This window comes from Lysinibacillus sp. NPDC097231, assembly GCF_044761885.1.
GTDB lineage: Bacteria > Bacillota > Bacilli > Bacillales_A > Planococcaceae > Lysinibacillus.
Genome location: NZ_JBIWDH010000021.1, coordinates 1 through 23,171, shown reverse-complemented (window position 1 = coordinate 23,171; position 23,171 = coordinate 1). Strand labels below are relative to the sequence as shown.

The following is a 23,171-nucleotide window of genomic DNA, read 5'->3' as shown; positions in this document are numbered from 1 at the left end:
ACGGATTGATCCATCGAAATTGGATAGACAAGCTGATTTGACGGATTGAACTACGAATGCGATGGATAGATTCATCAAACTGACGGATAGAGCTGTCAATGCGATGGATTGATCCATCGCATTGGATAGAAATGCTGATTTGACGGATTGAATTACGAATGTGACGGATTGATCAACCGAACTGACGGATAGAACGGCCAATGTGACGGATTGATCCATCGAAATTGGATAGACAAGCTGATTTGACGGATTGAATTACGAATGTGACGGATTGATCAACCGAACTGACGGATAGAACTGTCAATGTGATGGATTGATCCATCGAAATTGGATAGACAAGCTGATTTGACGGATTGAATTACGAATGTGACGGATTGATCAACCGAACTGACGGATAGAACGGCCAAAATGAAGAATTCATCCATCAAACTGTGTAAAGGAGGATTATTTCACAGCTTTCCAAATCGTCCATCTGTCTTTTTCAACTATAGAACTGTCAGTTGAAATTGATTTATCGATATAGTCTACTAATTCATGTATTTCATTATCGTCTAACTCGTGTAGGATGCTTCTTCCTGTTCTTTCCTGTAAATCTTTTAGTAATTGCTCTTTCTGGTCATAAACATTTCTAGTTTCCCATAACTTTACTTCTTGAATGTCACTAAATCCACTTTCCTTAAGCGTTTCAACTACTAGTTCACTACTATGTCTACGATTAATTTCTTGTTTTATTAATCTTGGAAAACGTTCAAAGAAATATCCTCTTATATGGTAATCATCACCTTTTAAAAGACAGTCTTCAGTTGTACGGTCTTGTATAATGTAGACACCTTTGTTTTCTAAAATTCTATATGCCTCTTGAAAACAAGTTTTTAGATCTTGGATATGATGAATTAACGCTCGTTCAAGTACTAATTGATAGCTGTTATTGTTTAAGCCAGTATCTGATGCATCCCCTTGTTTAAAAGTTATATTAGAATATTCTTTACAATTTTCTTTTGCCCCAACAAGCATGGCCTGTGAAAAGTCTACGCCAATCACAGAAGGTACGCCCATATCTGCTAATACTTTTGTGTAAATTCCTCCACCACAGCCAACATCTGCAGCCTTAGCAATATTTTTTGCAGGTATCAATTTTTTTATGGCTTCCACCCATGAATGGTCAGCATGTCGAGTTGTATAAGTAGTTTGATTGTTCTTATTATGAAAATCAATGCCCATCTTCATCACTCTTTTCTGTTTTTAATGGATATTTTTAACCTTAGTTTATATCCATTTCAACCATAAGTAAAATCAATGTAAATTATTAATTTCAATAACTTTTTCTTATAGAGATATACCTTAAGCATAAGCAAAAAAAAGAGCCTTCACCGTGATAGGTGTAAGGCTCTTATACAGCTCATTTTCTTAAACATGTAGAGTTGGGCGAATTGTATGGATGTTATATGTCTTAGGTTTATATTTTGAGTTAGTAGTTAACCAACGCTGGCTGGTTTTATAATGAGCTGATCGTATTCATTTTTTTCTTCCATCATATCAGTCAGAATCTATTGATTGAATAATGTTTCGCTCAAGTATGCGAATTTCCATATTCAACTTAGCGATTGCCGTTTCCATTTGTTCATAGCGCTCCAAATGGCTTTGGCTGACATTATGCGATGGCATTCTCTCTTTTAATGCTGCTTGACCTGCGTATAAACTTTCTAGTAAATCTAGTTTTTGAAAATAAGCTGTACTATACTGTATTTCCATTCTTACAATGCCCCTTACCTGTTACTTTTTTCTCATTTACTAAAAAAAGAGGTTCCTACTAACACTATAACCGCATAAAGTAACCATGAAACTACAGCTAAATTATCATTTATTTTCCATTTTAAGGATTTTATCAATACAAAAATATATTTTCACAGGTTAATAGGTTTTGTTTTTACAGAAGAACATTTAAATCTTTCTTTAAAATTGAATACATAAATGCATCGTGCGCCTTGCCATTTTGATACATATAATCCCTAAGAATTCCTTCCTTTTGAAAACCTATTTTGTTTAGTAGATTATTGGAGGCTTCATTTTCTAAAAATACAACGGCCCCAATACGAGTCAGCCCCATAGATTCAAAGCCATACGACATCACTTTGGTAAGTGCTTCTAAAGTATACCCTTTTCTCCAATAATCAGGATGAATTTCATAACCAATTTCTGCCCTTTTATGTGCAGGCGACCAGACGTTAAAACCAATAGTTCCAATTATCTCCTTTGTTCCTTTTCGTTCAATTCCCCATCTTATCCCCCTTTTATCAGCAAAGCTTTTTGAAAATAGGTTCACTAAATTTTCTGCTTGTTTTAGCTCTACAAAAGGTTCTAGGCCATAATAGCGCGTCACATCCTCATTAGAAAAACAGGCAAAAATTCTTTCTGCGTCAGCCTGTGTTAGTTCTCTTAAAACAAGTCTTTCTGTCTCTAAATTAGGAAACATGTTAATTATCCTCCTTTGATTTCTATCATTACTTTTTCTCCACACTGCTAATAAAATCCTTTAATACAAAAAAGATCACATCTAAAACAATGTACCCTCTCCAAAAATTTGAGTAGCGCATGACTTCTTGACGGCATTTTTTTAGCATGAAGAATCATAACTGGAGGAGTATTCCCCTCTGTAAAGCCACTTTGCTCCAATCATTATTTCCAGATGGTACTTCAATTCTTAACTTCCCATCATGGTTTAGTCATGCATTTTTTCCTTAAAAAGAACATTCGTTGCCATTCCTGTATATATCATTATTTATAAGATAAATTATCGAAAAATTTCGAGATTTAATAAATAGAAATTATTTCTATATTATCCTTTTAAAAATACTAGAAAGACTTATAATTATAGCTAGACTATGCACTCCTACTTTAAGCATATTTAGGTGATTGAAAATGACATCCTATGAACGAATACTAATAATGGTCCCGCCGTTTCCCTAGCTAAGTCTACTTTTTTTTAAAAAAGTAGATTTTGCTTGTAGGAGGGCAATAAGTTGAAAAAACATACAACACCATCTTTACTGTTAATGATTGTTCTTGTAGCTTTTCCACAGATTAGCGAGACAATCTATTCTCCATCTCTCCCAGATGTTTCAGACGCACTGAATGCTTCTAATAGCTCTGTGCAGCTAACCTTAAGTATTTATTTTATAGGTTTTGCAATTGGTGTCTTTTGTTGGGGATGGATATCTGATTTTATTGGACGAAGACCGGCAATGTTGGGCGGTTTAATTTTTTATGGTATTGGAAGTTTCATGTGTTTTTACGCGGAAACAATAACTTTTCTATTGGTTAGTAGGCTTATACAAGCCTTTGGAGCGGCTACTGGCTCTATTATCACGCAAACGATTTTGCGGGAAAGTGTGTCTGGCAGTAAAAGACATGCGATGTTTGCGCAAATTTCAGCCGTGATCGCCTTTACCCCTGCAGTGGGACCGCTTGTTGGTGGCTGGGTCGATCAAGCACTTGGTTTTAGAGCTGTTTTCTTTGTGCTTGTTGCAATGAGTATTTTGTTGTTGATCTATGCTTATTTCAGGCTCCCTGAAACAACAGATCTTTCAACGAGAAAAAGAATAACCATTTTCCCAGTCGTAAAACGTATTATTTTATCTCCACGAGTTCTTGCTTTTGGGTTGCTTATCGGTGGAATAAATGGGGTGTTATTTAGTTACTATGCTGAGGCACCCTTTATCTTTATTGAGCATTTCAATTTATCGCCTGGACTATATGGATTTCTTGGTATAATTGTGGCTCTCGCCTCTATTATCGGAGCAATGATTTCAAAAAGACTCGTCAATAATTATCTACCAGAAAAAGTTATTCACCTTGGTTGCTTTGTGATGGTGGTAGGCGCTTTATTACTACTAATCGTTTGCACTTTGCCATTACCTAATATTGTGATATTGATAGGTATTTTAGGTACTATTTTTGTAATGTTAGTAGGAGCAGGGATTACTCTACCTAACTGCTTAAGTCTAGCGCTTGTCAGTTTTCAAGACGTGATTGGAACAGCAGGTGCAATTTTCAGCTTAGGCTATTACTTACTCGTTAGTCTAATAACGTCGGGTATGAGTTTCCTGCACAATGGTTCCTTGATGATGATGCCAATGTATTTCTTTATCATCACGGTGATCATGTTCATTTTTGGAAGAAAGTTTATTGCTTAAATGATCGTAGCGGGAATATTTAATCAATAGAGCTTCTTTTTAAGCCCCCTTCTAAAAATAGTAAGGGGGCTTCCATTTTACTGAAAATAGTAATCGACTACTTCATCTGCTGATTGAAAGATAATATTGTTTTGCGTTTTGTAAATAAACTTGGGCGAAGTGCAGGCTTTTTCGAGGCTTTTTGCTTGCTTCAGCGTATCGGTCATTTGATCGATTATATCAGAATAGCCATCTAGATTATTGGAGATTTTCGACATCATTGAATCCGTGATATCTAAAACAATGGCAACTTGATCTTCCGCATAATTATTTAAATTAATAAAAAAACACTCCTCCAAATTTTTCGAATGCTTGTCAACATTAATAACAGCAGATTCACCATATTTGGCGATTAGTCCAGTAGACGTCTCTGTAATCGAAAAACCTTGTTCTGTTAGTTTTTTATTAATGGCATCTAACAAATTATTGACTTCGGCATTCATTTTAGGCGTTACAGTTGTCTGCATTAAATGATCACAATTTTGATGAATATTATCAATTTCCTTCTGCTTTTCAACAAGTATTTTAAAATTTGATAACGAATACACACTAAATCTCCCCTTTTTTATAAGTTTGACACCAGGGAGTTTTTTTAGTCATTTTTCAGCTATATTTTTTCATGACCGTGATCTAAACTAGTGATTTCACCATCGTGTAATAGCTACTGCCAGGAGGATAATCTTTTATTTCACCAACAACTTGATAGCCTCTAGCTTCATAAAACGTACGTGCTTGAAAGTCATATGTAGTTAACAGTGCCTTGGTTGCTCCCATTTGCTTGGCAGTGTCTTCAGCCTTCGCTAGTAGTTGTCCACCGATACCTTTTCCTCGGTATTCTTGACTAAACCAAAACTTGTTGATTTCCACCCATCCCCAATAAACCTCGGCCGTGATGCCTCCAATCCATTGTTGTTGAGTATCTGTGACGATAAGGTTTAACGGGCGTATGTAGCCTTTTTCTCTACTGGCTTTATGATAAGGTGAATGTTCATCATTATACACTCTTAACTTTGTATTTAAAAAACTAGTGAAGTCATCGTGTTTTTCTAGTAAAACCTCTATTTGGTAATCCATATGTGCTTCTCCCTTCAATCTTGATAACGCTTCATTAGCTTTTCCTGATGAGCTGTAAAAATTTCTTCAAGTGAAATATCATATTTATTGGCGATCACAATAATATTCCCTAGCACATCTCCTAGCTCCTCTACTAATTCTTGCTTATTTTCTTCATACGATTGGATCTTTTCATCTGGTCTATCCCGACCAATTTCCAGTGCTCGTATGGCCCTTGCTACTTCCCCAGTTTCTTCAGCAAGAAAGCCTATGCGCGTAAATATACTTAACTCCGACCAACCTCGTGTATCGTAGTAATCCTTTACCCATTTTTGAAATTCATTTAATTCCATTTTAAGATCCTCCATTTCTTTCCTATTAAAAATAAATTATACTATAAAGTGAAACTTAATCCGTGGGGATTTTCTTCATCCCCACGGATTATAGAGGAACAAAAGCTAAAAACTTCACATCCTGTGAAAACGCTTGTGTGACCAACATCCTGCCGCTTTGCTTTCGCGCAGAAAACATTTGTTGCCCCTCACCAATCGGGCTATTATGGGCTGTAAGACTCCCACTTAATTTCTTTACTTTCGCTGAATTTTACGGTGGGAGTTATACAGCCCGTTAATGCGGGATAAAAGAAAAATTTCAGATATGGAGGAAAGTTGATGGATAGTATTGCAGTATTTTGCGGATCAAGCATCGGTGCTTCTGAGGCGTATAGAGAAGGAGCTATTCTTCTAGGAAAAGAATTGGCAAAACGTAATATTACGTTAATTTATGGTGGAGCTAGTGTCGGTGTCATGGGGACAGTTGCAGACACGGTTCTTCGTGAAGGTGGCAAAGTGATTGGGGTTATTCCTACCTTGCTAGAGGAACGAGAAATTTCCCATAAACATCTAACAGAGCTGATTGTAGTGAATTCCATGCACGAACGCAAAAGCAAAATGATGGAGCTAGCTGATGGATTTATCGCATTACCGGGTGGACCTGGTACATTAGAGGAACTTTTTGAAGTATTCACATGGAATCAAATTGGCCTCCTTCAAAAACCTTGTGGTATTTTAAATATTAACCATTATTACGATTTACTAATTGGGTTATTTGACCATATGCAAAACGAACAGTTTTTACAACCACAAAACCGTGAAGCATTGCTAGTCGACGATAATATTGTAGCACTCTTAGATAAATGTGCTGCTTTTGTTCCGCCAGCAATTAAAACATATCAGTTAAGCAAATAAATCGAATACACAAAGAAGTATCCCTAACCAATTTAGTTAGGGATACTCTTCTTCTATCCTTTATATGCTCGCGCTACATAATAGGCAATGGAGCCGCTTCCTGAATTACAGCGAATGCTTAGCTTGAACCCGTCTTTTTCAGCTTCCCAGAATTGTTTATTTTTCTTGGTCGTCAATTCTGCAACCTTTTCAGCACTTTCGTCTATAGCACAATAACAATTATTATCTGTATAAATTGATGTTAATGGACATTCTACACCAAAGGAAAATTTAGTCCCCGTATTTCCGTAGCCCATTGTAAAGCCATATTGTGTCCCTACTAAGGCACTATCACGTTTTTGAGTTGCGATAAATCCTGCAACAGGATATTTAGCTTTCCCTGGAACCTCAATGCCTTCAGGAATAGGCGTTGTCATAAGCATTGGTTTGCCATGAACATTATGATCATGCTCAAAAACTAAAGGCTTGTCCAATTCATTAATTAACAGCACAATGGCATTAGCTGGTTTATGCATAAAATAAATGATTGGAATCAGAACAGCTACAATCACTAAGGCAGCAATTGCAACAACAGCTCCCACTGTCGCCACTGAAACGCCAGCGAATGCAGCAACAGCCTCAGCCGCTCCAACCGCTAGCTTAGCCACAACTGCCGAAGTGGATAATAAACCGACTCCCAAAGCACCCGATAAAAGGATTTGTGCCGTTACAAGACCCGCATCATCCTGTTCCATGCCTTTTAATCTTTCAAGTCCATCAATTAGTACATGAAGCTGTCTTTTAATATCGTCTCCAGTCGCATTGATGAGAATATCATACGTCTCCTTTTTTAAAGGAATTGCCGCTGTTTGATCACTTGCTTTTAGCTCTGTGATATCCTTACCTAAAGCATCAGCTAAGGCTTGCTTTCTTTCCTCAATAAAAGCAGCCTGGAGTAGATTTATTTCATCCTGTGAAGTTGCCTTTTCTAATTTTGTTGCATAATCAGGAAATAAAGTACGAAACCCCTGTTTTAATTTAAGATCAATATCGATTGTAGTATGCATAATAGTTTACTAACCTCCAATGTGTATGAATCATTCTGCTATAGCCAATAATTATCCTCGAGATATGTCTATCCTAGCACGACTCAGTACACACTAAACATTGACGAATGTTAACTATTATAAGAATAAATGTTAATTTTTATGTTAACTTTACTTTGTTTCGGTTTCCTTTTGCCACACCATTAGCAAATCTAGAATTTCTATTAAATGATCGACGATATCATCCGCTTCAACACTTTGCCATGCATCATTTCTTTTCCAAATCGCCTTCATCCCTACATTTTTAGCGGCCTCCACATCATTGATAGGATGGTCTCCTATAAAGATGCTTTCATTGGCTGACACGCCTAGCTTTGATAAAGCACGGTTGAATATCTCAGGGTTCGGCTTTCTGATGCCTTCCCATTCAGAGATAAGGATTATGTCAAACTCGTCTTCAATGCCTAACGCACGTATATTTTCTAATTGAAATTGCCCATAACCATTTGTGATGATACCAAGTTTTAAGCCTTGGCTTTTCAAATTGTGTAACAGACTTTGCAAGTTTTCGAACGGAACACAATGATGCTGAAAATATTGTAGGTAATCCTTCAACAATGCTTCTGGGGATAATTCAATAGAAAACTCTTCGACCATTTGCTGGTAAACTTTATCCTTCCAAACATAACCCCTATTATCTAGCTCAAGAAAGCGATGAACATAGCTTTCTTTTGGAATATGCGATAGCTTTTGCTGTAACCGCTCGTATTGCTGTTCAATGAATAAATTAACAGAACGATCACGATCTAATAATGTGCCATCTAAATCAAAAATCACTGCTTTTATCAATACGATTTTCCCCCTTTTTATTTTCACTGATGCCATTCAAATATATATAATTTTTGTTCATGCTGTTTATAAACTGCTATAAAATAGTCATTTCCTCCATTCTTAGCTTTATAAAAATAGTAATCACCTAGTTCCGCTTTAACCGGATATTGATCAAATTTTTTCTTTAATTCGGTTGACTCTTCATCCATGTATATCTCAAGCGTAGTAGCAATAAATTTTTCTATTTTGTAATTCGCATTTCCTATATTAGCTGCAGCTATAGGAACCATGCCGCTTTTCTCGATCTCTCCGTTATCTTTTGTATAGGTAAAAATCGTAAACCACTCACCATCCCCATTAAAACTCAGCTCGGAACTATGTACATCATTGATTTCATCAGGCAATGGAAGCTTGATGCCCCATTTTTCTTCATAAAAATCTATCGTATCTTGAGGACTAGTCTCCATCACCTTTATAAAGATGAAATAAATCATCATGAACACCAAGATCACTATTAACCATTTTTTCACAAAATCACCTCATCCTGAAAGACGGTTTCGTCAGATGATTGTTCCTTTTGATTTTCTACAAAAAAAGACCAGCTCTGCTAAATTAGCTTTGCTGGTCCCTTTTTGTCTATGCGTGTTCTTTTAAAACCTTGACATGAATAGAGTATCACATCATTCTGAACAATTTCTGAACAAACACATTGTTAGATTGCCCTTTGTTCATTTTATCGATAAGAACCATTAATTTATCAACTAATATTGTGAATTTATCGAAAGTTTTTTATAATTTATCGAGAATTTTATATAATTTATGGAGAAACTCACAATTGCTAGTCTTTACATGTAAGAAGTTTAAAGATTCTTATACATTTTCTTTACTCACAGTGCTGTTCTTTTTTGTTTTTAGATTCATTGTCATCAATATTCGCGATTCGTTTGTCTTAAAATCATTCTTTTTGAAAAATGATTCTGGTTTGCCTTTACCCCTCTCGGTTGATAAATACACTGTCTCAACTTCCCTCTTTATAAGGATATCCTCTAAATATTTTAGTAAACTTGAGCCAATCCCGTTTTGTTGAATATTATTTAATACGCAGATTTCATTTATGTAAAAGCTCTTGCTATCTGCCCATTGTTCTTCATTTCCAACTAAAAATCCTATCATTTGATCGTCTGAATGAAAATAACCGATTCCTATGTATCCTGGAGTACTACTTATGTCTAACAATCGTTTAGAAGACGTTTGCAAACTCCATGGTTCATTCCAAGGAGCTGCACTAAAAACATTAGTAAAAACCTTTGATGCTTGCTCTAAATCTTTAGGTGTTAATGTACGAATTATGTTTTGCACTTTTATGTATTCTCCAATCTATTATTCATAGTTTGTCCTAACTCGTTAGGATACACCACCATTTCTTTTATATATTCCGAAAAGAATAATACCCCAAATAGCGAGAACCAATAAATCCAATAGTTTAAGTTCTATTATCTTGAAACCAAACACCAAATGCAAGATAAAACCTACTATCATCAATATAATTACGATACCAAGTAATATTTGATCTCTTTTACTCATCAAAACGCTTCCTTTAAATAAAAACTGTTTTTTCCTTTACTTCAGTTTCATTTAGGAAGCTATTTCCATTTAATATATTGCAGGCGAAGCAAATGGTCCATATTATGTGAAATATAATTAAAGCCCAACGGAGGAGTCTTTTAAATGCCCATGCTCAAAAACAATTGTGGGCATGGGCTTTCGATCACTATTACCAGGTCTTTTATAGAGAGGTCTTCTTACTAAAAAGTAACAATGGATAAATTGGTATAAAGACGTATGATGCAGATTTTGAACTTGCACAACTACCTATACGCAAAGCATATGATAAGGCGATGGTTAAATAAAAGGAGGACAATCATGTATCCACATCAATACTTTTATCCTTATGTTCCACAGTATAATGATTATTATCATATGCGAAATGATTCTCAGCTTGTAAACGATATTCAGAAAGCTATTAACGCGGAATACAGTGCTGTTGCTTGTTATGAGAAATTATCCAAACTGGCACCTACAGAGGATGAAAAAAATAAAATACTTGAAATACAAAGTGATGAGAAACGCCATCTCGAAGAATTCAGCAAAATTTATACAAATTTAACAGGTAGAAAACCCTCTTATCAAATCACTGAGGAATGCCCAGATAATTATAGTAAAGGAATTGAATTTGCCTTTAAAGATGAACAAGAAGCCGTTGATTCTTATTTAAATATAGGAGATAAAGCAAATGATTCAATTATTAAGGAACGATTTCGACGGGCTGCAGCAGATGAACAAAATCATGCTGTATGGTTTTTGTTTTTTATCAAAAAATCCTAATGACTTCTATGTAAGACCACCCATACGAGTGGTCTTTTGTCATTTATTATCACTGTTTGCCATTTTGGAACAGGCCTGCTGCAACTGCAGCATTGAAACTATTTTTTGCAAATCGGGTTGGATTCCCGATATTCTCCCAGTGCATGTACATTAATCTAGGATTATCGAAAAGCCAATGGTTATGCACTGCTGTTACAATAAGTCCTCTCTTGCGAAGTTCTGTTATAAATGGATTAATTTCTTCCTGAAGTACTACAGTTTCGCCGAGGTTTAGTGTATTAGCTCCGATGCCTTCAAAAGAAAGTGCAAATGGAAGTGCAAGAGGTGATCGAGTAGTTCGTCCAAGAATAGTTGCCTTAATATCACGCAGACGTTGTACAACACAAACTGGTGTTGTAGTAATAACTAACCCACCAATAATATTAGCGAGTTCTTGACATTTATTTGGATCTACACAACCACAAAATTTTTCTGGCATTTGCTGATCATGAGAATTATTTTCATGTTCCAGATCTATTCACCTCTTTTTGATTTCCTAGTAATACTATATTCTCAAGTGATCAACATGACTGGGAACTATAAGGACAAGTGCCTTTTATTCAAGAACTTTTTCTATCCATACCTCTCTACTATTCAAGTCAATTATCTAAATTACCAGGACTATTATCTATTCATTGTAATAGACTTCACCTTCGTTTAACCAATTATTGAAAGGCACAGGGCGCTCTTTTGTGTGCTTTGTTTTTGTTGGTCGACTAGATACTCAAATACTTTGCAATCTTACTGATGCCCTAACAAATTCAGCTCTCAAAGTACCAGCAACTCAATCGGTAATGATTCCCTCGAAGATAGATTTTTACAACAGCTAGTTTTAACGCTTCTGAATAAGATTTACACGAAGTTGCTTCTTGTAAACCTTTACGTCCATCTGCCTGATATGCAGTTTTGATTGGTCTTTTTATGACCTCTTTTTTTAATAAAATAGGGTTTTCTGCTCTAACCTTTATGTTATAATCATCCAGGGCAAGATAATAGAGCTAGGAGGCATATATGAATAAAGGTTCTTTAATCCTATTTATTATTATTATATTAATACCTATCTATTTTTTTAATATTAATAGGCTTACAGAGGTTGACTTAGATGAACTACACGAAAAATATGACATGAATTTTTTAGATCCCAATCATAATCAATATGCAGGTGCAGAAATATTATGGGTAACTGAAAGCAAAAAAGAATTTGAGATAACTCCACCAATTAATCTAAATGGAAAATCTTACATAAAATCAGATGATGTCCTTTATGAAATAAATCTTAAAACAGGTAAGCCTTCGTTCAATTTTAAAAGAAATTCATTAGATATAGAACAAGATAATAATGTTGCACATTACTTAAAAGATCCGATTGCAAACCCTAATATTAAAATTGAAGAAGATTCAAATTCGCTTAAAGTTATTAATAAGACTCAAAATGAAGTATTATGGCAATTCAATCTCGATCTTTCCCAAGTTGATTATATTGCAACACAAAATATTCTATTTGTTACGACACACGATTCCTATCGGGTATATGATAAGTTGTACAATACCGTCAATTACTTATACTCCTTTGATATCGAAAGTGGAGAAAAAATATTAGAATATAAGGATGAAAATAATAGCTTTATAGATATTGATAATGTATGGAACTTAGAGAATCATTTACTATTTAGAATAGGATTCAATATTATTTTAATAGATAAAAACACAGGAAAAATGCTATGGTCCTATCCTTATAGGGAAACGATTAGTAGTAAGCAAGTATATGATGGGTTTTTATATATTGTAGACAAATATGGAACGCTAACAGCAATAAATTTATTCTCTGGACAAAGAGAATGGGAAAGAAAAGATTTAGTTGTTAGTTCTTATGATTTTGTAGAATCGCAAAATATAAACAGTACTTTCCCTGCTACGTTCTTACAAGATAAAATGTTTATAAGTAGACATGGGGGATTAACAGTATTAGATAAAGGGACTGGCAAAACCATTTGGGAGTTTTCTATAGAAGATAATGCAGATGAGAGGTATATCAACTTTGCTGAGCCTGTTGTTATAAAAGACAGCGTATTATACGCATCCAGTACGAATGGGCTTCTATTTGCTATTAAAATTGATTAATAAAGACTCTTTATTTTCGACTTAATCCCTTTATTAGAACTTCCACGCTTTATAAGGGAATTTAATGTTTGTGTAAATTTTTTACTTCGTCCAAAGGCGTTAATATTTCAGTTTGAACTAATTTTATAAATTCTTCTTTATAAGATACCGTGTATTCCTTTTTGATTGACTCTGGAAAATAACTGCCCCTACATAAATAGACGGTATGATGGATAAACGCAAAAAGACCAGGTACTTGCCATTTTTTACCGGTCTCTTTTTGTCTATGCGTGTTCTTTTAAAAACCTTGACATTAATAGAGTATTACATCATTCTGAACAAACACACTGATAGATTGCCCTTTGTTCATTTTATCGATAAGAACCATTAATTTATCGACAAATTTTGTGATTTTATCGAGAGTTTTTTATAATTTATCGAGAATTTTATATGATTTATCGAGAAAAACACAATATCGCATCACTAATTGCTGTTTTGCATCAATAACAAAAAGCCACACCTTGTTAGAAGATGTGACTTACTACCTTTGTTTAATCAAATTCTAAAATATTTTTTTCTACGACTACCTTGTAAACATCTTGAGTACTAATTAAAATCGTTTTATAATGTTCTGTTTCAGTAAACGAATACCAAGCCTTCTCATTGAACCCAGTAGAAATTTCTTCTGTAAATGTTTCTAGTTCAATATTGTTCTTGATTTTATATTCTTCTTCACCACCTTCGTTAAAGTAATATTTCACTTTATATTCATAGTCCATAAGTAAACACCTCCCATCTACATATATAATGGGTTGTAATTACAAAAACTATGAAGCATATTCAATTTTGCCATGGCGTAATTGCGTTTGGAGGCTTTGATTTGGTCACTCAGCGGATGTTTGCATCTCACCACCTATAGAGGAGAGAGTCTTCTACTGAATGAGAATAAAAAGCCACACCTAGTTTGGTATGACATTCTATCTAATTGCCTCTTTTTGGTCTCCTGCTCCATCTTCTAACTTATTTCTACATACACAATTCTTTAAAATTACAGCCTCTACAGTGCCATTTATCATCGGTTTCCACAAACTCCTCTAAATCCACTGGTTCATTGGAGAAAATATCTGCCTGGTACTTTTTCATTTCCAGCACACTGCGCTGAAATGTATGCAAAATGTTATCCATATCAATGGTTGTAAAAGAATATTTTTTTCGTTTGCCTGTCAATAGATATTCATTGTAGACATCAATTTGATCGAGCGTTACACGGTATTTCTGCTGGATATAGTGTGCATAGAGCGCTAATTGTTGGCGATCATCGTCAGACTCCCTGCCTGTCTTCCAGTCAATGATGATCCACTTGTCTGCCATTTCATCATAATAATGAAAGTCCATTACGACGAATACCTGTATCCCCTCAATTTTCATGGAACGAAATTGTTCAGGCTCCCCGATTCGTAATGAACCTTTGCGAGCAGTAATTTGCTGGAATGTCTCACTGTTTAGAAAGCTTTCAAATACAGCCTGTAACCGCTCCTTATAGCTTTGTACTAATTCAGGATTTAACTTCCCCTCATAATAAACTTCCTGCATCATATAAAATTTATTAGGCTTTTGTCTCCATAACTCGGCATGGCGTGTTGAATCAATAAAGGCTGCATTGAGTTGTCCACGAGCACGATTTACTAATTCAGCAACAGTCGGCACCATACCTGTTTGCAAATAATCATTGATCGATTGCTCAATTAAATGATGGACAATTTGCCCAAATAAAATCGGCATGGATTGAAGCTTTTTTAAGCGATAAACATGTTGATGATAGGGCTCTACATTGTAACTTAACCAGCCGTTATGAGAAAAATAGTATTCATAACTGTATTTTCGGGCGCAGCTTGTTAACGTTTTATGGCGTGACAGTGACCACGAAAAAGTTGGATAAGGTGTAATTTCGAACATGAATATTGCCTCCTATAGCGTTTGGATAAAATCATAAACAAGCTGTACGATCAGTACAATTGTGATAATTCGTAGTAATAGCTTTACTTGATTTGCCTTGACCTTCCTTGCAAGGATAATTCCAATTTGAGCCCCAATAATAGATCCTATCATTAATACGAGCGTTAGCGACCATTCAATTTTACCCGTTGCTATATATGTAATAGCTGCTCCTAAGCACATGGCAAAAACGCCTACACGAGACAGGCCAACAGCTTTGATATAGGAGATTTTCTCATGTGCATAAGTATAAAGTGCCAGCGTACTACTACCAGGACCGAACATTCCGTCATAAAACCCTACACCAAGAAGGATTGAACCGTTTTTGCGATTCATAGTAAATCTTTCCTTATCGCCAAATTCAGCCCCACCGATAAAGGACATAATGAGAGCAAATCCTAATAAAACAATGGCAATAAGCGTCAACGTTTGACTACTCATGAACGATGCAAACAGACCGCCAAGCGTTCCACCTACTAGAGAAACAACTAATACAGCGCGCATTTCCGACCATAATAATTCTTTTCTTCTAAAAATCGTGTAAAAGCTTGAAAAGGCACTTACCATATTAGAAACCTTATTCGCGCCGATTGCTGAGTGAACTGGTACTCCCATCAACATCATGGTCGGTAAAGTAATTAATCCCCCACCACCGACTAATGTTCCGATGACGTTACCAACGATGCCAATAACTAAAATCAATAAGTATTCCATCTAAACCTTCTTTCTGCGCCACACATTCTGTTATTCTATGATACAGTATAACAGAATGCTATTTTTTAAGACGAAAAATGAGGTGAATTTATGCTTGAACAACACAAAACACCTACACCGCGTTTTTGTAAGCAGCTAACGTTGATTGTCGCCACCATTTTTTTAGCTGGCATTACGGCAACGCTTATCCAATATCATAAGCTTCCGACCTCTATACCAGTTTTACAAAGCTTTACGAGTGACCATGCGCAATTTGGTCCAAAAATCGCGATTTTTTATTTACCCTTTATTGCGCTCATGCTATTTTTACTTTTACATTATTTAGAGATCAAAGCTGCTTATCCTATCCTGCGAAAAAATAAGCCAACCCTCTCACATGTACAGCGACAAAATGGTATTATTACCTTTTGTCTCATCAAAAATAGTATTCTGTTGTACTTTACCTATTCACTTTTTAATGATTTAATAGCTGCTTTAGGTCACAATCGTATTTTACAGCAGTGGCATGCTTATCTTTTTCTATTTTTATTAAGTGTGATATTCACTATGGGCATCGTACGTGGCGTTTTATTAGGAAAAAAAGCATAGCATTTTAAAAAAAACACTTTTTCTGCAGCTTTTCTATAACTTGCAAAAAAGGTGTTTTGTTTTTAAAACATAATAATCATAAAAACAACCGCTAGACAAAAAATACTTATTTTTATCATCTCTACTTTATAGTCGGAATATTTCTGTATATCTCGTTTGAGGTAGTGCCAAACGATGACATGATATAAAAGTGCTATCACAACCATCAATGGCCTATATAAAGGACCTACCCAAGTTGCCCATACAATAATACCAACAAGTACTGTAATTGCAAGTAATAGTATCTGCCAGCTTCGCTTAGATGGCTTTTTTTCTTCTAATTTACGTCCGCTATAATAGTATATTGAAATTAAATTGACCACCGTGATTATGATAACTGGAAGGAAAAATAGCCACGATCTTGCTTTTACATCATATAATGAAAAAAATATTTCATCATAGATAGCCGATTTCCCTACAAAAAACTGTCCAGAATCAACGTTTAGCATGCCCGTATCTGAAACCTGATAGTGCTCCTCTTGCTGATTTCTAACAACGACTACATCTACTATATATTTGCCTAACTTGCCATTTGCCTCTTCAACATACTGTGTCAAATCTTGAAAAAAGCTATATACGGTTGTATCGTCAACTTTCTCAACAGATATATACAAACCGGAGCTTCGTGCAAAGAATTTCCCCTCTTGTCCTCCAAAATACTTATAAATGGCTTGAATTGAGTGGTTTGCAGTCTGTGGTAGTGAAGAATTTTGTGGTAATAGGATTAAAAATAGAGCAATCACAGCAATCGTGAGTAATAAAATGCCTTCCTTCCAGGTCGAAAACCCCTTTTTCTTTTTGTGCTGAATGTGTTCATAAATCCGTGACTTTACAGCCTGATCCTCTGGTAAATTATTGAGTTTCTTCAGTCGATTGTGTAAATCCAAATTCATCACCTCCCAGTACTTTCTCTAATGCTTTCAGTGCATTGCGCTGTGTATTCGCCACTTTTACTGTAGACCAACCTAAAATTTCACATGTTTCAGCCAATGTCAGCTCTTCAATTTTTCTGTAGATGACGACCTCACGATATTCAGGCTTTAACAATTGGATGGCTTCATATAATAGCCTTCGTTCTTCAGATTGCATAATCCATTCATGTGGCACGTAATGTGTCTCCCGTTCTTCATGTCTCTTTTGAAATGGCAACCATTTAATTAACGCTTTTTTTCGATAAGTATCATAGACAAGATTCCGTGCAATTTTCCTTATATATGTAGCCATAGACGCTTCGTTTCTAAACTGTCCTTTATAAACCCGAAGAAATGTTTCCTGCGTTAAGTCCTCCGCTAAACCAGGATCTGAAACCATATAGTAAATAAATTGATAAATGCGTTGAAAATATTGTTCATATAGTTCATCAAATTCCATTTTCTCACCTCTCTTACTACAGTGAAAACCCACTCTGAATGAAAGTCTCATTATATTAGACGAATCAGTCAGCATAATTTGTATATTTTTAAAAATTATTTTAGTAAAAAATAGCTACCTGACACCAAATAGCATCAAGTAGCCTAAAATGTTTACATATTCATTTTCATCTCTTCAAAAGTATGTATTAACCCAAATTTTTGTACACCACGCGCCAGCTCAATGCTTTCTTTCTGATACTGCTGAAACGCTGCTGCATTCTTCGTAGTATAGGCATAAATCGCTTCAATCGCTGGTTGCATCCATGGCTGTGTAAGCTGATCGCTTCGCATATCTGCTGTTCGGCCTTCAAGTGCGGCGATATAACATTTTGCATAGCTTGCTAATGGCTCTTTGTTGATGTTATCAGCTGCATCCTTAGCATCCTCTAAATTCTCTTCCATGATCGCCTTCACAAATTTATAATTATACTTCACTGCCGGCTGCTTATATTTCATTATGACTACATCTAATGAACGTAGCTGATCTTCCTTTGTTCCATAAGCAATCTCATGAAGATACGCATAAAATGGCTCCTTTTTGCGGTCTTTCACGAGCTTATCCACCAACTGCATATTATTTGTGCGAAATACAATATGTATATGCCTATAAATCATGGCTAGTACTATTAGCGCAAAGATACCCAGTGAGATCGACAGACGAACACCTGCCAGTGATAGCACCATTGCTAGCATAATAATGGCTAAATAAAATAAGGTAAGTTTTACAAGTTTCATATTTCCTCCTACTGTAGCTTCTTCCGCATTTTTCGAGAAAAGATATAGCCAGCTCCAATGAAGAATACAAGCGCCATAAACTTCATAATAGGAATGATAAATAACTTACTAATCACGAAAACCACAAAAATATAATAAACGACCATCGCCAGCAAAAATAAAGTCAGCTTATTCACTCTGCACCCTACTTTCTTTCAGTGCCGCTTCAATAGCCTCCAACGCTTTCGGTCCCATTCCATGTAGATGTTTCAACGTTGATAAATCGACCTTTTGTAATTGCTCTAATTGTGTATACCCTGCTGCATTTAATGCACGTATAGCAGGCTTCGCTACGCCCTTTGGCCATTCAGTCATTTATGCTCGTCCCTTCCTTTTTCGACTATTAAATATCTCTGTACCTATAACCCCTATCAATAGTATAGCTAGAGATGCAGCATGATAATCAACAAAAAAAGACGTAAATGCTATATTATAATAATGGCATATTACGGTAAGAATACGTCCTCCCAGTAAGATTAAACCGATAACCAAGCATGCCTTTACTACCTGTTCGATAAATTTCATCCCTAACACCTCTAAGCTATTATGCAATCGAATACGATGAAATGCAAATTAGCTAGGCGTAATCTCTTATATTCCGAATCCATAAATCCCTAGTTAGCAAAGTGAATAATTGGTAATTGAATCACCATAGTTTAACTTCTTCTTTCAGCAAGTGTTTTGGGCGAAAACGTAGTGACAGGTACAAATATTTTATGTAACATAAGCGAAACGGTAGTTGCAGAAGTCTCCCAAATTACCACTAATTACAATTCAATCAAATATTTCATAATTAAACATTTACAATCACCCATGTATGTAAAATTAATACTTTTATACCACCAAGTAATATATTAATGCAATAAACATGTTGTAATTACACAACTATATTCAACGGACAAAATTTTTAAAATTGTCCGCTGAATGTACATTTATCATTTAAATTTATAGTCTTCAGCAAAGTTACATCATTTTTTTAAAATCTTTTGGAATATTTAATTGAAATTCACTTGATGGTATTGGTTTATCTAGTATAAGCTTCTGCGTTTTTAATGAATTAACTACATTTCCTTCTGCACTATAAGTCTCCATCTTCATTAAAATTCCTGTGGCTTTATGCACCCAAAATTTAAATGATACTGATTGATGTGTTTCACGATTAAATGCACTTAGGTCCCCTCTAATAACAATCACTTTTTCTCCAAGATAGTTCTCTTCTTGTTCAATCTCCCATTGTTTTTCATCCTCTAGATAATTCGCTACTATTTCAAAAGGAAATAATGAATCCCTGCCTATAGGAGGTCGCTCTCTATAAGTAATAACTGATGAACCGTACTCATCCTTCCCATAAACCTCATCCAAGGAGATTGAATCCCCATTAAGAGAAAATGCTTTAGTCAGCAAATACTCTTTTTGTTCTTCATGTAAAGTTAATATTTTATCACTTTTTACTATTGTAGTTACCGAACTATTCGATTGTTCATTAACTGCTTGTTCATAACCACCTATATCTCCTTTTTCCATGTTTAATTTATAAAATACTTTTTGTTTTATATAAGGATTTCGATATACATATGAACCTTGAGCAGTTTTAAAATAGTCATTAGTGTTTAGCATACGATATAGAATTTCCTTTTTACTCAAATCGGGGGAGTTTTCATGATTGGAATCAATAACTTCATTGGTATTATCTGATAGAGTTATTCCTTCTTGATTAACTATTTTTCCGGAACTTTCTTTGCTTCCTTGAACTAAATTACTTGAATCAAATAAAAGGTGTCTCCCAGAAAAAAATACTATAAAAACTATAGCTAAGCTAAAGATTGTACTTACCGCTTTCGGAATCCAACTTTTGGTTGTTTCTTTTTGATTTATAATACGTTTCATTACCAACTGTTTTTTTTCATCATCAAATCTAATATTTTTAAAATCCGTTGTAGTCATATGATCTCGTAGTTTTTTTAATTTTTCATCCATTTTTTTTACCTCCTTCTTCATTTTCAAGAGCGCCTTTTAACAATTGCTTCGCTTTTCTTAAGCGTGTCTTAATAGTATTAGAATTTACATGAATAATTTTTTCTATCTCATTTATGGATAATTCCTCAAAATAGAACAGCATTATTACTTCCCGATACTTTAAAGGTAATTTTAAAACATTTTTTGTTATAATAGCCGATTCGTTATGCTTCATATATATTGATTCCGTTGAAGGTGTTGTATGATTATTAAATTTACAAAAAATATTTATTGGCAATACCCGTCTAATGTATGCACTTTTTAAATAATCCTTACTGCAATTTATGGCAATTTTATATAGCCATGTTTTTATAGATGAATTCCCTTGAAATCCATCTAACTTTTTAAAAGCTTTAATAAATACTTCTTGGGTTAAATCCTCAGCTATATTTTTATCTTTAACATAACTATAAATAAGCCAAATAATATCCTGAGCATAGTCATTCATTAATTGAGTAATGAAGGTTTCTTTTTGTTCTTCTTTTGAATTTAATTTCTCTGTGTAAGGTAACTCATTATATTTATTATTCATATTTAGCCTCCTCCCTTAATAAATTAGACGAGTATAATCGGGATATAGTTTTCCATTAATTTGGTAAGTTTGAAATGAAATTTGATTAAAAACAATGAAAATAAGAAGAGATAATACAATACTCACTTTATTTTAAATGACCATGAAGAAATAACTTTGTAGTACCTTATTATTGAATTTCCAGTCAAAACCATATAAAAAAGCCATCAAGGATTATTCCATAATGGCTTTTTACTAAAACAACATTTGCATGAAAATTTGTATTTGGTTATTTCTTTTTCTTTTTTATTCATTTATTTTATAACCTTATCTATACTAAATTTAAGAAGATTAAATAGGACTGATAGAAGAAAAAAGTTCTTTAAACTTATTATTACTTTTATTGTAATTAGCTGTTGTCGCTTTATTTTTTCTATTTTAAAGATCCATCAGAATAAATTTTTATAAAATGTATTGTTCCCCTCAGCTTTATCACCCGGTTAAGCATTATCAGATCTACCTTTCTTCGGGAAGAAATAAAGAAATTTAAATTAACGATATTTGCCTTGATATGAGAACAAATCTAAAGAGCATGTTTTGAGAACTTGCTCTTTCTTGATGTAGCAAAGTTAATTTACTTCTAAAGCAAAGGCATAAAAAGCATCTCCATTAGAAACGTGTTCTCTCTTTTCATCCATCCACCAAACGCCATAAGAATAATAATAAATTCCTTTTTGTGTAGGTGCGGTAAATTGATTATCTTTAAGCTCAATTTCAACTGATACCTGATTTTCTCTAAACTCTGAAAGGTGAGTTTCACTTGGTTGTGGTTTATAATCCAGCACAAATGAAATAGTCTCTCCCGGTTTTACCTTGATGGTTTCTGTGCCACTTAACATTTCAATTGGACCAGCAGTATCTACACAGGTATCTTTCCAACAATAAGTTCCAAGTATCGTTGGATATGTTTCATCTCCAACCTCAATAAAAACTTTAGGCGGTTTACCTCCTGGAAGGTTGACATTAGAACAACCCATTAAACAAACGCTTACTAGAACTGCTAATATAAATAACCACTTATTAATAACGGTTCCCCCTCGCTTTTTAATGATATCCAATTATAGAATTTATTCTTCAACTAACCTGAGCCCTTAGTAAAAAAGCGACTGCTCTTTTGAACAATCGCCCCCGTTAGCTTCATTATATAAATATCTTATCATTGTTTTTATTTCGATTTTTTCATAAAAATACCCATAATCACCGCAATAATCCCGCTCAACAATAAAAATAAATGGAATAGTACTAAAACGACTACAGTGTCCAATTCTGGTTTGATTTCCATTACTACAGTAAGGGTTAACGGATAAGTAAAAATAGATAGTATTAAAACAACCCCAGTTGTTATTCTACTCATTTTATTTCCCTCAGTTAGGTGAAAGGCAAAATAAACAATAACAAGTGATATTATAAACAAAATGACATATAACATTTTTCACCACCCTTTTTGCTCTTAATACGTAACTAAACCGCTATTTAATGGTAGATAAATTATTTGTTCATTTTAAATTCTAAAGGTCTACTATTCAACGAACTCAACTTTCACTGATAAAGCTATATCGATTGGAGGTTCTTCTTCTTGAACTATACAAGAAATGAAGTAATCTCCTTCTGGTAAATCAGTAAATACCTGTTCAAAGCTTTCGTTCATCTTCAAAACACCCGCTGCAACCTTTTTATCATCCGCATTTCGAATTTTATATAGAAAGCTTTCAGTACCAGTATTCAGCAAATAAACTTTAACCTTCGAATCTCCATACGTTGTAAAATATGTGTGGCTTTCACCGATAGGAGATATTATCTGCGCATCTATCATGTCACCACGAGTAATAGGAATTCGCTCCTCCTCTGTCTTCTCTTGCGTGATATCCAACTCAACTGGTTCATCGTTGATTACTCTCGGCCCTTCGGCGGGAGATGGTTCTTCTGTTTGAGATGAATGTGTACTACATCCCGATAAAACAAGACAAATAGTACAAATCTGTGCTAATTTATAAATCTTCATAACTCTCTCCTATATAACATTTTTGTATTTATAAGGTAATTATACCAAAAATAGGCTCATCACCAAAATCTGGGGATGACAAAATCAATGACCTGTTTCCAAACGTAAACGGAGGAAAAGATGGGCATCATTTCGGTAGCCAAAACCA

General features: G+C 34.6%; 29 protein-coding genes. 5 read left to right on the top strand and 24 right to left on the bottom strand.

Going from position 1 to position 23,171, the window contains the following annotated elements:
* Window positions 1–444: 444 nt before the first annotated feature.
* The 3 genes from ACIQXF_RS13615 to ACIQXF_RS13605 all read right to left on the bottom strand — a co-directional run bounded on the left by ACIQXF_RS13615 (window position 445) and on the right by ACIQXF_RS13605 (window position 2,473).
* Window positions 445–1,221, bottom strand: coding sequence for a methyltransferase domain-containing protein (locus ACIQXF_RS13615; protein WP_402783660.1), 777 nt, complete (start codon window positions 1,219–1,221; stop codon window positions 445–447).
* Window positions 1,222–1,536: 315 nt separating this feature from the next.
* On the bottom strand, window positions 1,537–1,752 hold the full coding sequence (locus tag ACIQXF_RS13610) for a hypothetical protein (protein ID WP_402783659.1): 216 nt from the start codon (window positions 1,750–1,752) through the stop codon (window positions 1,537–1,539).
* A gap of 175 nt (window positions 1,753–1,927) precedes the next feature.
* Window positions 1,928–2,473, bottom strand: coding sequence for a GNAT family N-acetyltransferase (locus ACIQXF_RS13605; RefSeq protein ID WP_402783658.1), 546 nt, complete (start codon window positions 2,471–2,473; stop codon window positions 1,928–1,930).
* Window positions 2,474–3,020: 547 nt separating this feature from the next.
* On the opposite strand from ACIQXF_RS13605, the gene ACIQXF_RS13600 reads away from it, so the two are divergent.
* A complete protein-coding gene (locus tag ACIQXF_RS13600) occupies window positions 3,021–4,193 on the top strand; it encodes a multidrug effflux MFS transporter (protein WP_402783657.1) in 1,173 nt (390 codons plus the stop codon).
* A gap of 77 nt (window positions 4,194–4,270) precedes the next feature.
* Here ACIQXF_RS13600 and ACIQXF_RS13595 read toward each other — a convergent pair whose 3' ends face one another.
* The 3 genes from ACIQXF_RS13595 to ACIQXF_RS13585 all read right to left on the bottom strand — a co-directional run bounded on the left by ACIQXF_RS13595 (window position 4,271) and on the right by ACIQXF_RS13585 (window position 5,638).
* Window positions 4,271–4,780, bottom strand: a complete 510-nt coding sequence (locus tag ACIQXF_RS13595; protein WP_402783656.1) for a hypothetical protein — start codon at window positions 4,778–4,780, stop codon at window positions 4,271–4,273.
* An 82-nt stretch (window positions 4,781–4,862) separates the two neighbouring features.
* Window positions 4,863–5,306 (bottom strand): GNAT family N-acetyltransferase, encoded by a 444-nt coding sequence (locus ACIQXF_RS13590; RefSeq protein ID WP_402783655.1) that lies wholly within the window; start codon window positions 5,304–5,306, stop codon window positions 4,863–4,865.
* Window positions 5,307–5,320: 14 nt separating this feature from the next.
* Window positions 5,321–5,638, bottom strand: coding sequence for a MazG nucleotide pyrophosphohydrolase domain-containing protein (locus ACIQXF_RS13585; protein WP_402783654.1), 318 nt, complete (start codon window positions 5,636–5,638; stop codon window positions 5,321–5,323).
* A 318-nt stretch (window positions 5,639–5,956) separates the two neighbouring features.
* Between ACIQXF_RS13585 and ACIQXF_RS13580 the strand changes: the two genes are divergently transcribed.
* Window positions 5,957–6,532, top strand: coding sequence for an LOG family protein (locus ACIQXF_RS13580; protein ID WP_402783653.1), 576 nt, complete (start codon window positions 5,957–5,959; stop codon window positions 6,530–6,532).
* Window positions 6,533–6,585: 53 nt separating this feature from the next.
* Here the strand turns inward: ACIQXF_RS13580 and ACIQXF_RS13575 are convergent, their stop codons facing one another.
* The 5 genes from ACIQXF_RS13575 to ACIQXF_RS13555 form a co-directional block, all read right to left on the bottom strand.
* Window positions 6,586–7,578 carry a hypothetical protein gene (locus ACIQXF_RS13575; protein ID WP_402783652.1) on the bottom strand — a complete coding sequence of 331 codons (993 nt, stop codon included), beginning with the start codon at window positions 7,576–7,578 and terminating at the stop codon, window positions 6,586–6,588.
* A 150-nt stretch (window positions 7,579–7,728) separates the two neighbouring features.
* Window positions 7,729–8,406 (bottom strand): HAD family hydrolase, encoded by a 678-nt coding sequence (locus tag ACIQXF_RS13570; RefSeq protein WP_402783651.1) that lies wholly within the window; start codon window positions 8,404–8,406, stop codon window positions 7,729–7,731.
* Between the two features lie 23 nt (window positions 8,407–8,429).
* Window positions 8,430–8,918, bottom strand: coding sequence for a hypothetical protein (locus tag ACIQXF_RS13565; protein ID WP_402783650.1), 489 nt, complete (start codon window positions 8,916–8,918; stop codon window positions 8,430–8,432).
* A 340-nt stretch (window positions 8,919–9,258) separates the two neighbouring features.
* Entirely contained in the window at window positions 9,259–9,747 is a 489-nt protein-coding gene (locus ACIQXF_RS13560; protein ID WP_402783649.1) for a GNAT family N-acetyltransferase, read from the bottom strand.
* Between the two features lie 45 nt (window positions 9,748–9,792).
* The gene (locus ACIQXF_RS13555; RefSeq protein ID WP_402783648.1) at window positions 9,793–9,972 is read right to left on the bottom strand and encodes a hypothetical protein; all 180 of its coding nucleotides are present in this window, start codon (window positions 9,970–9,972) and stop codon (window positions 9,793–9,795) included.
* A 339-nt stretch (window positions 9,973–10,311) separates the two neighbouring features.
* On the opposite strand from ACIQXF_RS13555, the gene ACIQXF_RS13550 reads away from it, so the two are divergent.
* On the top strand, window positions 10,312–10,773 hold the full coding sequence (locus ACIQXF_RS13550) for a ferritin-like domain-containing protein (protein ID WP_402783647.1): 462 nt from the start codon (window positions 10,312–10,314) through the stop codon (window positions 10,771–10,773).
* Between the two features lie 49 nt (window positions 10,774–10,822).
* Here ACIQXF_RS13550 and ACIQXF_RS13545 read toward each other — a convergent pair whose 3' ends face one another.
* Window positions 10,823–11,251 carry a DUF1259 domain-containing protein gene (locus ACIQXF_RS13545; RefSeq protein WP_402783646.1) on the bottom strand — a complete coding sequence of 143 codons (429 nt, stop codon included), beginning with the start codon at window positions 11,249–11,251 and terminating at the stop codon, window positions 10,823–10,825.
* A gap of 572 nt (window positions 11,252–11,823) precedes the next feature.
* Between ACIQXF_RS13545 and ACIQXF_RS13540 the strand changes: the two genes are divergently transcribed.
* On the top strand, window positions 11,824–12,933 hold the full coding sequence (locus ACIQXF_RS13540) for an outer membrane protein assembly factor BamB family protein (RefSeq protein ID WP_402783645.1): 1,110 nt from the start codon (window positions 11,824–11,826) through the stop codon (window positions 12,931–12,933).
* Between the two features lie 530 nt (window positions 12,934–13,463).
* Here ACIQXF_RS13540 and ACIQXF_RS13535 read toward each other — a convergent pair.
* From ACIQXF_RS13535 to ACIQXF_RS13525, 3 genes are all read right to left on the bottom strand, one after another.
* Complete coding sequence (locus ACIQXF_RS13535; protein WP_402783644.1) at window positions 13,464–13,691, bottom strand: hypothetical protein; 228 nt, start codon at window positions 13,689–13,691, stop codon at window positions 13,464–13,466.
* 247 nt (window positions 13,692–13,938) lie between these two features.
* Window positions 13,939–14,868 (bottom strand): PD-(D/E)XK nuclease family protein, encoded by a 930-nt coding sequence (locus tag ACIQXF_RS13530; RefSeq protein ID WP_402783643.1) that lies wholly within the window; start codon window positions 14,866–14,868, stop codon window positions 13,939–13,941.
* 12 nt (window positions 14,869–14,880) lie between these two features.
* Entirely contained in the window at window positions 14,881–15,621 is a 741-nt protein-coding gene (locus ACIQXF_RS13525) for a sulfite exporter TauE/SafE family protein (RefSeq protein ID WP_402783642.1), read from the bottom strand.
* A 90-nt stretch (window positions 15,622–15,711) separates the two neighbouring features.
* Between ACIQXF_RS13525 and ACIQXF_RS13520 the strand changes: the two genes are divergently transcribed.
* Window positions 15,712–16,209, top strand: a complete 498-nt coding sequence (locus tag ACIQXF_RS13520; RefSeq protein ID WP_402783641.1) for a DUF1648 domain-containing protein — start codon at window positions 15,712–15,714, stop codon at window positions 16,207–16,209.
* Between the two features lie 62 nt (window positions 16,210–16,271).
* On the opposite strand, the gene ACIQXF_RS13515 is transcribed toward ACIQXF_RS13520, so the two are convergent.
* The 9 genes from ACIQXF_RS13515 to ACIQXF_RS13475 form a co-directional block, all read right to left on the bottom strand.
* Window positions 16,272–17,135 carry a hypothetical protein gene (locus ACIQXF_RS13515; protein WP_402783640.1) on the bottom strand — a complete coding sequence of 288 codons (864 nt, stop codon included), beginning with the start codon at window positions 17,133–17,135 and terminating at the stop codon, window positions 16,272–16,274.
* The gene (locus ACIQXF_RS13510) at window positions 17,101–17,619 is read right to left on the bottom strand and encodes an RNA polymerase sigma factor (RefSeq protein ID WP_402783639.1); all 519 of its coding nucleotides are present in this window, start codon (window positions 17,617–17,619) and stop codon (window positions 17,101–17,103) included. Before ACIQXF_RS13510 ends, ACIQXF_RS13515 begins: the two co-directional genes overlap by 35 nt.
* Window positions 17,620–17,771: 152 nt before the next feature.
* Window positions 17,772–18,395: a hypothetical protein gene (locus ACIQXF_RS13505; protein ID WP_402783638.1), complete on the bottom strand. Its 624-nt coding sequence runs from the start codon at window positions 18,393–18,395 to the stop codon at window positions 17,772–17,774.
* Window positions 18,396–18,563: 168 nt separating this feature from the next.
* The gene (locus ACIQXF_RS13500; protein ID WP_402783637.1) at window positions 18,564–18,749 is read right to left on the bottom strand and encodes a helix-hairpin-helix domain-containing protein; all 186 of its coding nucleotides are present in this window, start codon (window positions 18,747–18,749) and stop codon (window positions 18,564–18,566) included.
* 648 nt (window positions 18,750–19,397) lie between these two features.
* A complete protein-coding gene (locus ACIQXF_RS13495) occupies window positions 19,398–20,411 on the bottom strand; it encodes a hypothetical protein (protein WP_402783636.1) in 1,014 nt (337 codons plus the stop codon).
* Window positions 20,404–20,982: a sigma-70 family RNA polymerase sigma factor gene (locus tag ACIQXF_RS13490; RefSeq protein WP_402783635.1), complete on the bottom strand. Its 579-nt coding sequence runs from the start codon at window positions 20,980–20,982 to the stop codon at window positions 20,404–20,406. The genes ACIQXF_RS13495 and ACIQXF_RS13490 overlap by 8 nt, the downstream gene beginning before the upstream one ends.
* A 608-nt stretch (window positions 20,983–21,590) precedes the next feature.
* A complete protein-coding gene (locus ACIQXF_RS13485) occupies window positions 21,591–22,079 on the bottom strand; it encodes a hypothetical protein (RefSeq protein ID WP_402783634.1) in 489 nt (162 codons plus the stop codon).
* Window positions 22,080–22,186: 107 nt separating this feature from the next.
* On the bottom strand, window positions 22,187–22,375 hold the full coding sequence (locus ACIQXF_RS13480) for a hypothetical protein (protein WP_402783633.1): 189 nt from the start codon (window positions 22,373–22,375) through the stop codon (window positions 22,187–22,189).
* Between the two features lie 165 nt (window positions 22,376–22,540).
* Window positions 22,541–23,023, bottom strand: coding sequence for a hypothetical protein (locus ACIQXF_RS13475; RefSeq protein ID WP_402783632.1), 483 nt, complete (start codon window positions 23,021–23,023; stop codon window positions 22,541–22,543).
* Between the last annotated feature and the right edge of the window lie 148 nt (window positions 23,024–23,171).

What these genes read in the sequence shown, in the direction of transcription:
- ACIQXF_RS13495 (WP_402783636.1), bottom strand. Translation starts at nt 20,411, where the DNA reads ATGGATGAAAAATTAAAAAAACTACGAGATCATATGACTACAACGGAT.
- ACIQXF_RS13605 (WP_402783658.1), bottom strand. Translation starts at nt 2,473, where the DNA reads ATGTTTCCTAATTTAGAGACAGAAAGACTTGTTTTAAGAGAACTAACA.
- ACIQXF_RS13520 (WP_402783641.1), top strand. Translation starts at nt 15,712, where the DNA reads ATGCTTGAACAACACAAAACACCTACACCGCGTTTTTGTAAGCAGCTA.
- ACIQXF_RS13590 (WP_402783655.1), bottom strand. Translation starts at nt 5,306, where the DNA reads ATGGATTACCAAATAGAGGTTTTACTAGAAAAACACGATGACTTCACT.
- ACIQXF_RS13530 (WP_402783643.1), bottom strand. Translation starts at nt 14,868, where the DNA reads ATGTTCGAAATTACACCTTATCCAACTTTTTCGTGGTCACTGTCACGC.
- ACIQXF_RS13475 (WP_402783632.1), bottom strand. Translation starts at nt 23,023, where the DNA reads ATGAAGATTTATAAATTAGCACAGATTTGTACTATTTGTCTTGTTTTA.
- ACIQXF_RS13610 (WP_402783659.1), bottom strand. Translation starts at nt 1,752, where the DNA reads ATGGAAATACAGTATAGTACAGCTTATTTTCAAAAACTAGATTTACTA.
- ACIQXF_RS13555 (WP_402783648.1), bottom strand. Translation starts at nt 9,972, where the DNA reads ATGAGTAAAAGAGATCAAATATTACTTGGTATCGTAATTATATTGATG.
- ACIQXF_RS13615 (WP_402783660.1), bottom strand. Translation starts at nt 1,221, where the DNA reads ATGGGCATTGATTTTCATAATAAGAACAATCAAACTACTTATACAACT.
- ACIQXF_RS13540 (WP_402783645.1), top strand. Translation starts at nt 11,824, where the DNA reads ATGAATAAAGGTTCTTTAATCCTATTTATTATTATTATATTAATACCT.
- ACIQXF_RS13500 (WP_402783637.1), bottom strand. Translation starts at nt 18,749, where the DNA reads ATGACTGAATGGCCAAAGGGCGTAGCGAAGCCTGCTATACGTGCATTA.
- ACIQXF_RS13575 (WP_402783652.1), bottom strand. Translation starts at nt 7,578, where the DNA reads ATGCATACTACAATCGATATTGATCTTAAATTAAAACAGGGGTTTCGT.
- ACIQXF_RS13580 (WP_402783653.1), top strand. Translation starts at nt 5,957, where the DNA reads ATGGATAGTATTGCAGTATTTTGCGGATCAAGCATCGGTGCTTCTGAG.
- ACIQXF_RS13480 (WP_402783633.1), bottom strand. Translation starts at nt 22,375, where the DNA reads ATGAGTAGAATAACAACTGGGGTTGTTTTAATACTATCTATTTTTACT.
- ACIQXF_RS13545 (WP_402783646.1), bottom strand. Translation starts at nt 11,251, where the DNA reads ATGCCAGAAAAATTTTGTGGTTGTGTAGATCCAAATAAATGTCAAGAA.
- ACIQXF_RS13550 (WP_402783647.1), top strand. Translation starts at nt 10,312, where the DNA reads ATGTATCCACATCAATACTTTTATCCTTATGTTCCACAGTATAATGAT.
- ACIQXF_RS13505 (WP_402783638.1), bottom strand. Translation starts at nt 18,395, where the DNA reads ATGAAACTTGTAAAACTTACCTTATTTTATTTAGCCATTATTATGCTA.
- ACIQXF_RS13525 (WP_402783642.1), bottom strand. Translation starts at nt 15,621, where the DNA reads ATGGAATACTTATTGATTTTAGTTATTGGCATCGTTGGTAACGTCATC.
- ACIQXF_RS13585 (WP_402783654.1), bottom strand. Translation starts at nt 5,638, where the DNA reads ATGGAATTAAATGAATTTCAAAAATGGGTAAAGGATTACTACGATACA.
- ACIQXF_RS13535 (WP_402783644.1), bottom strand. Translation starts at nt 13,691, where the DNA reads ATGGACTATGAATATAAAGTGAAATATTACTTTAACGAAGGTGGTGAA.
- ACIQXF_RS13510 (WP_402783639.1), bottom strand. Translation starts at nt 17,619, where the DNA reads ATGGAATTTGATGAACTATATGAACAATATTTTCAACGCATTTATCAA.
- ACIQXF_RS13490 (WP_402783635.1), bottom strand. Translation starts at nt 20,982, where the DNA reads ATGAATAATAAATATAATGAGTTACCTTACACAGAGAAATTAAATTCA.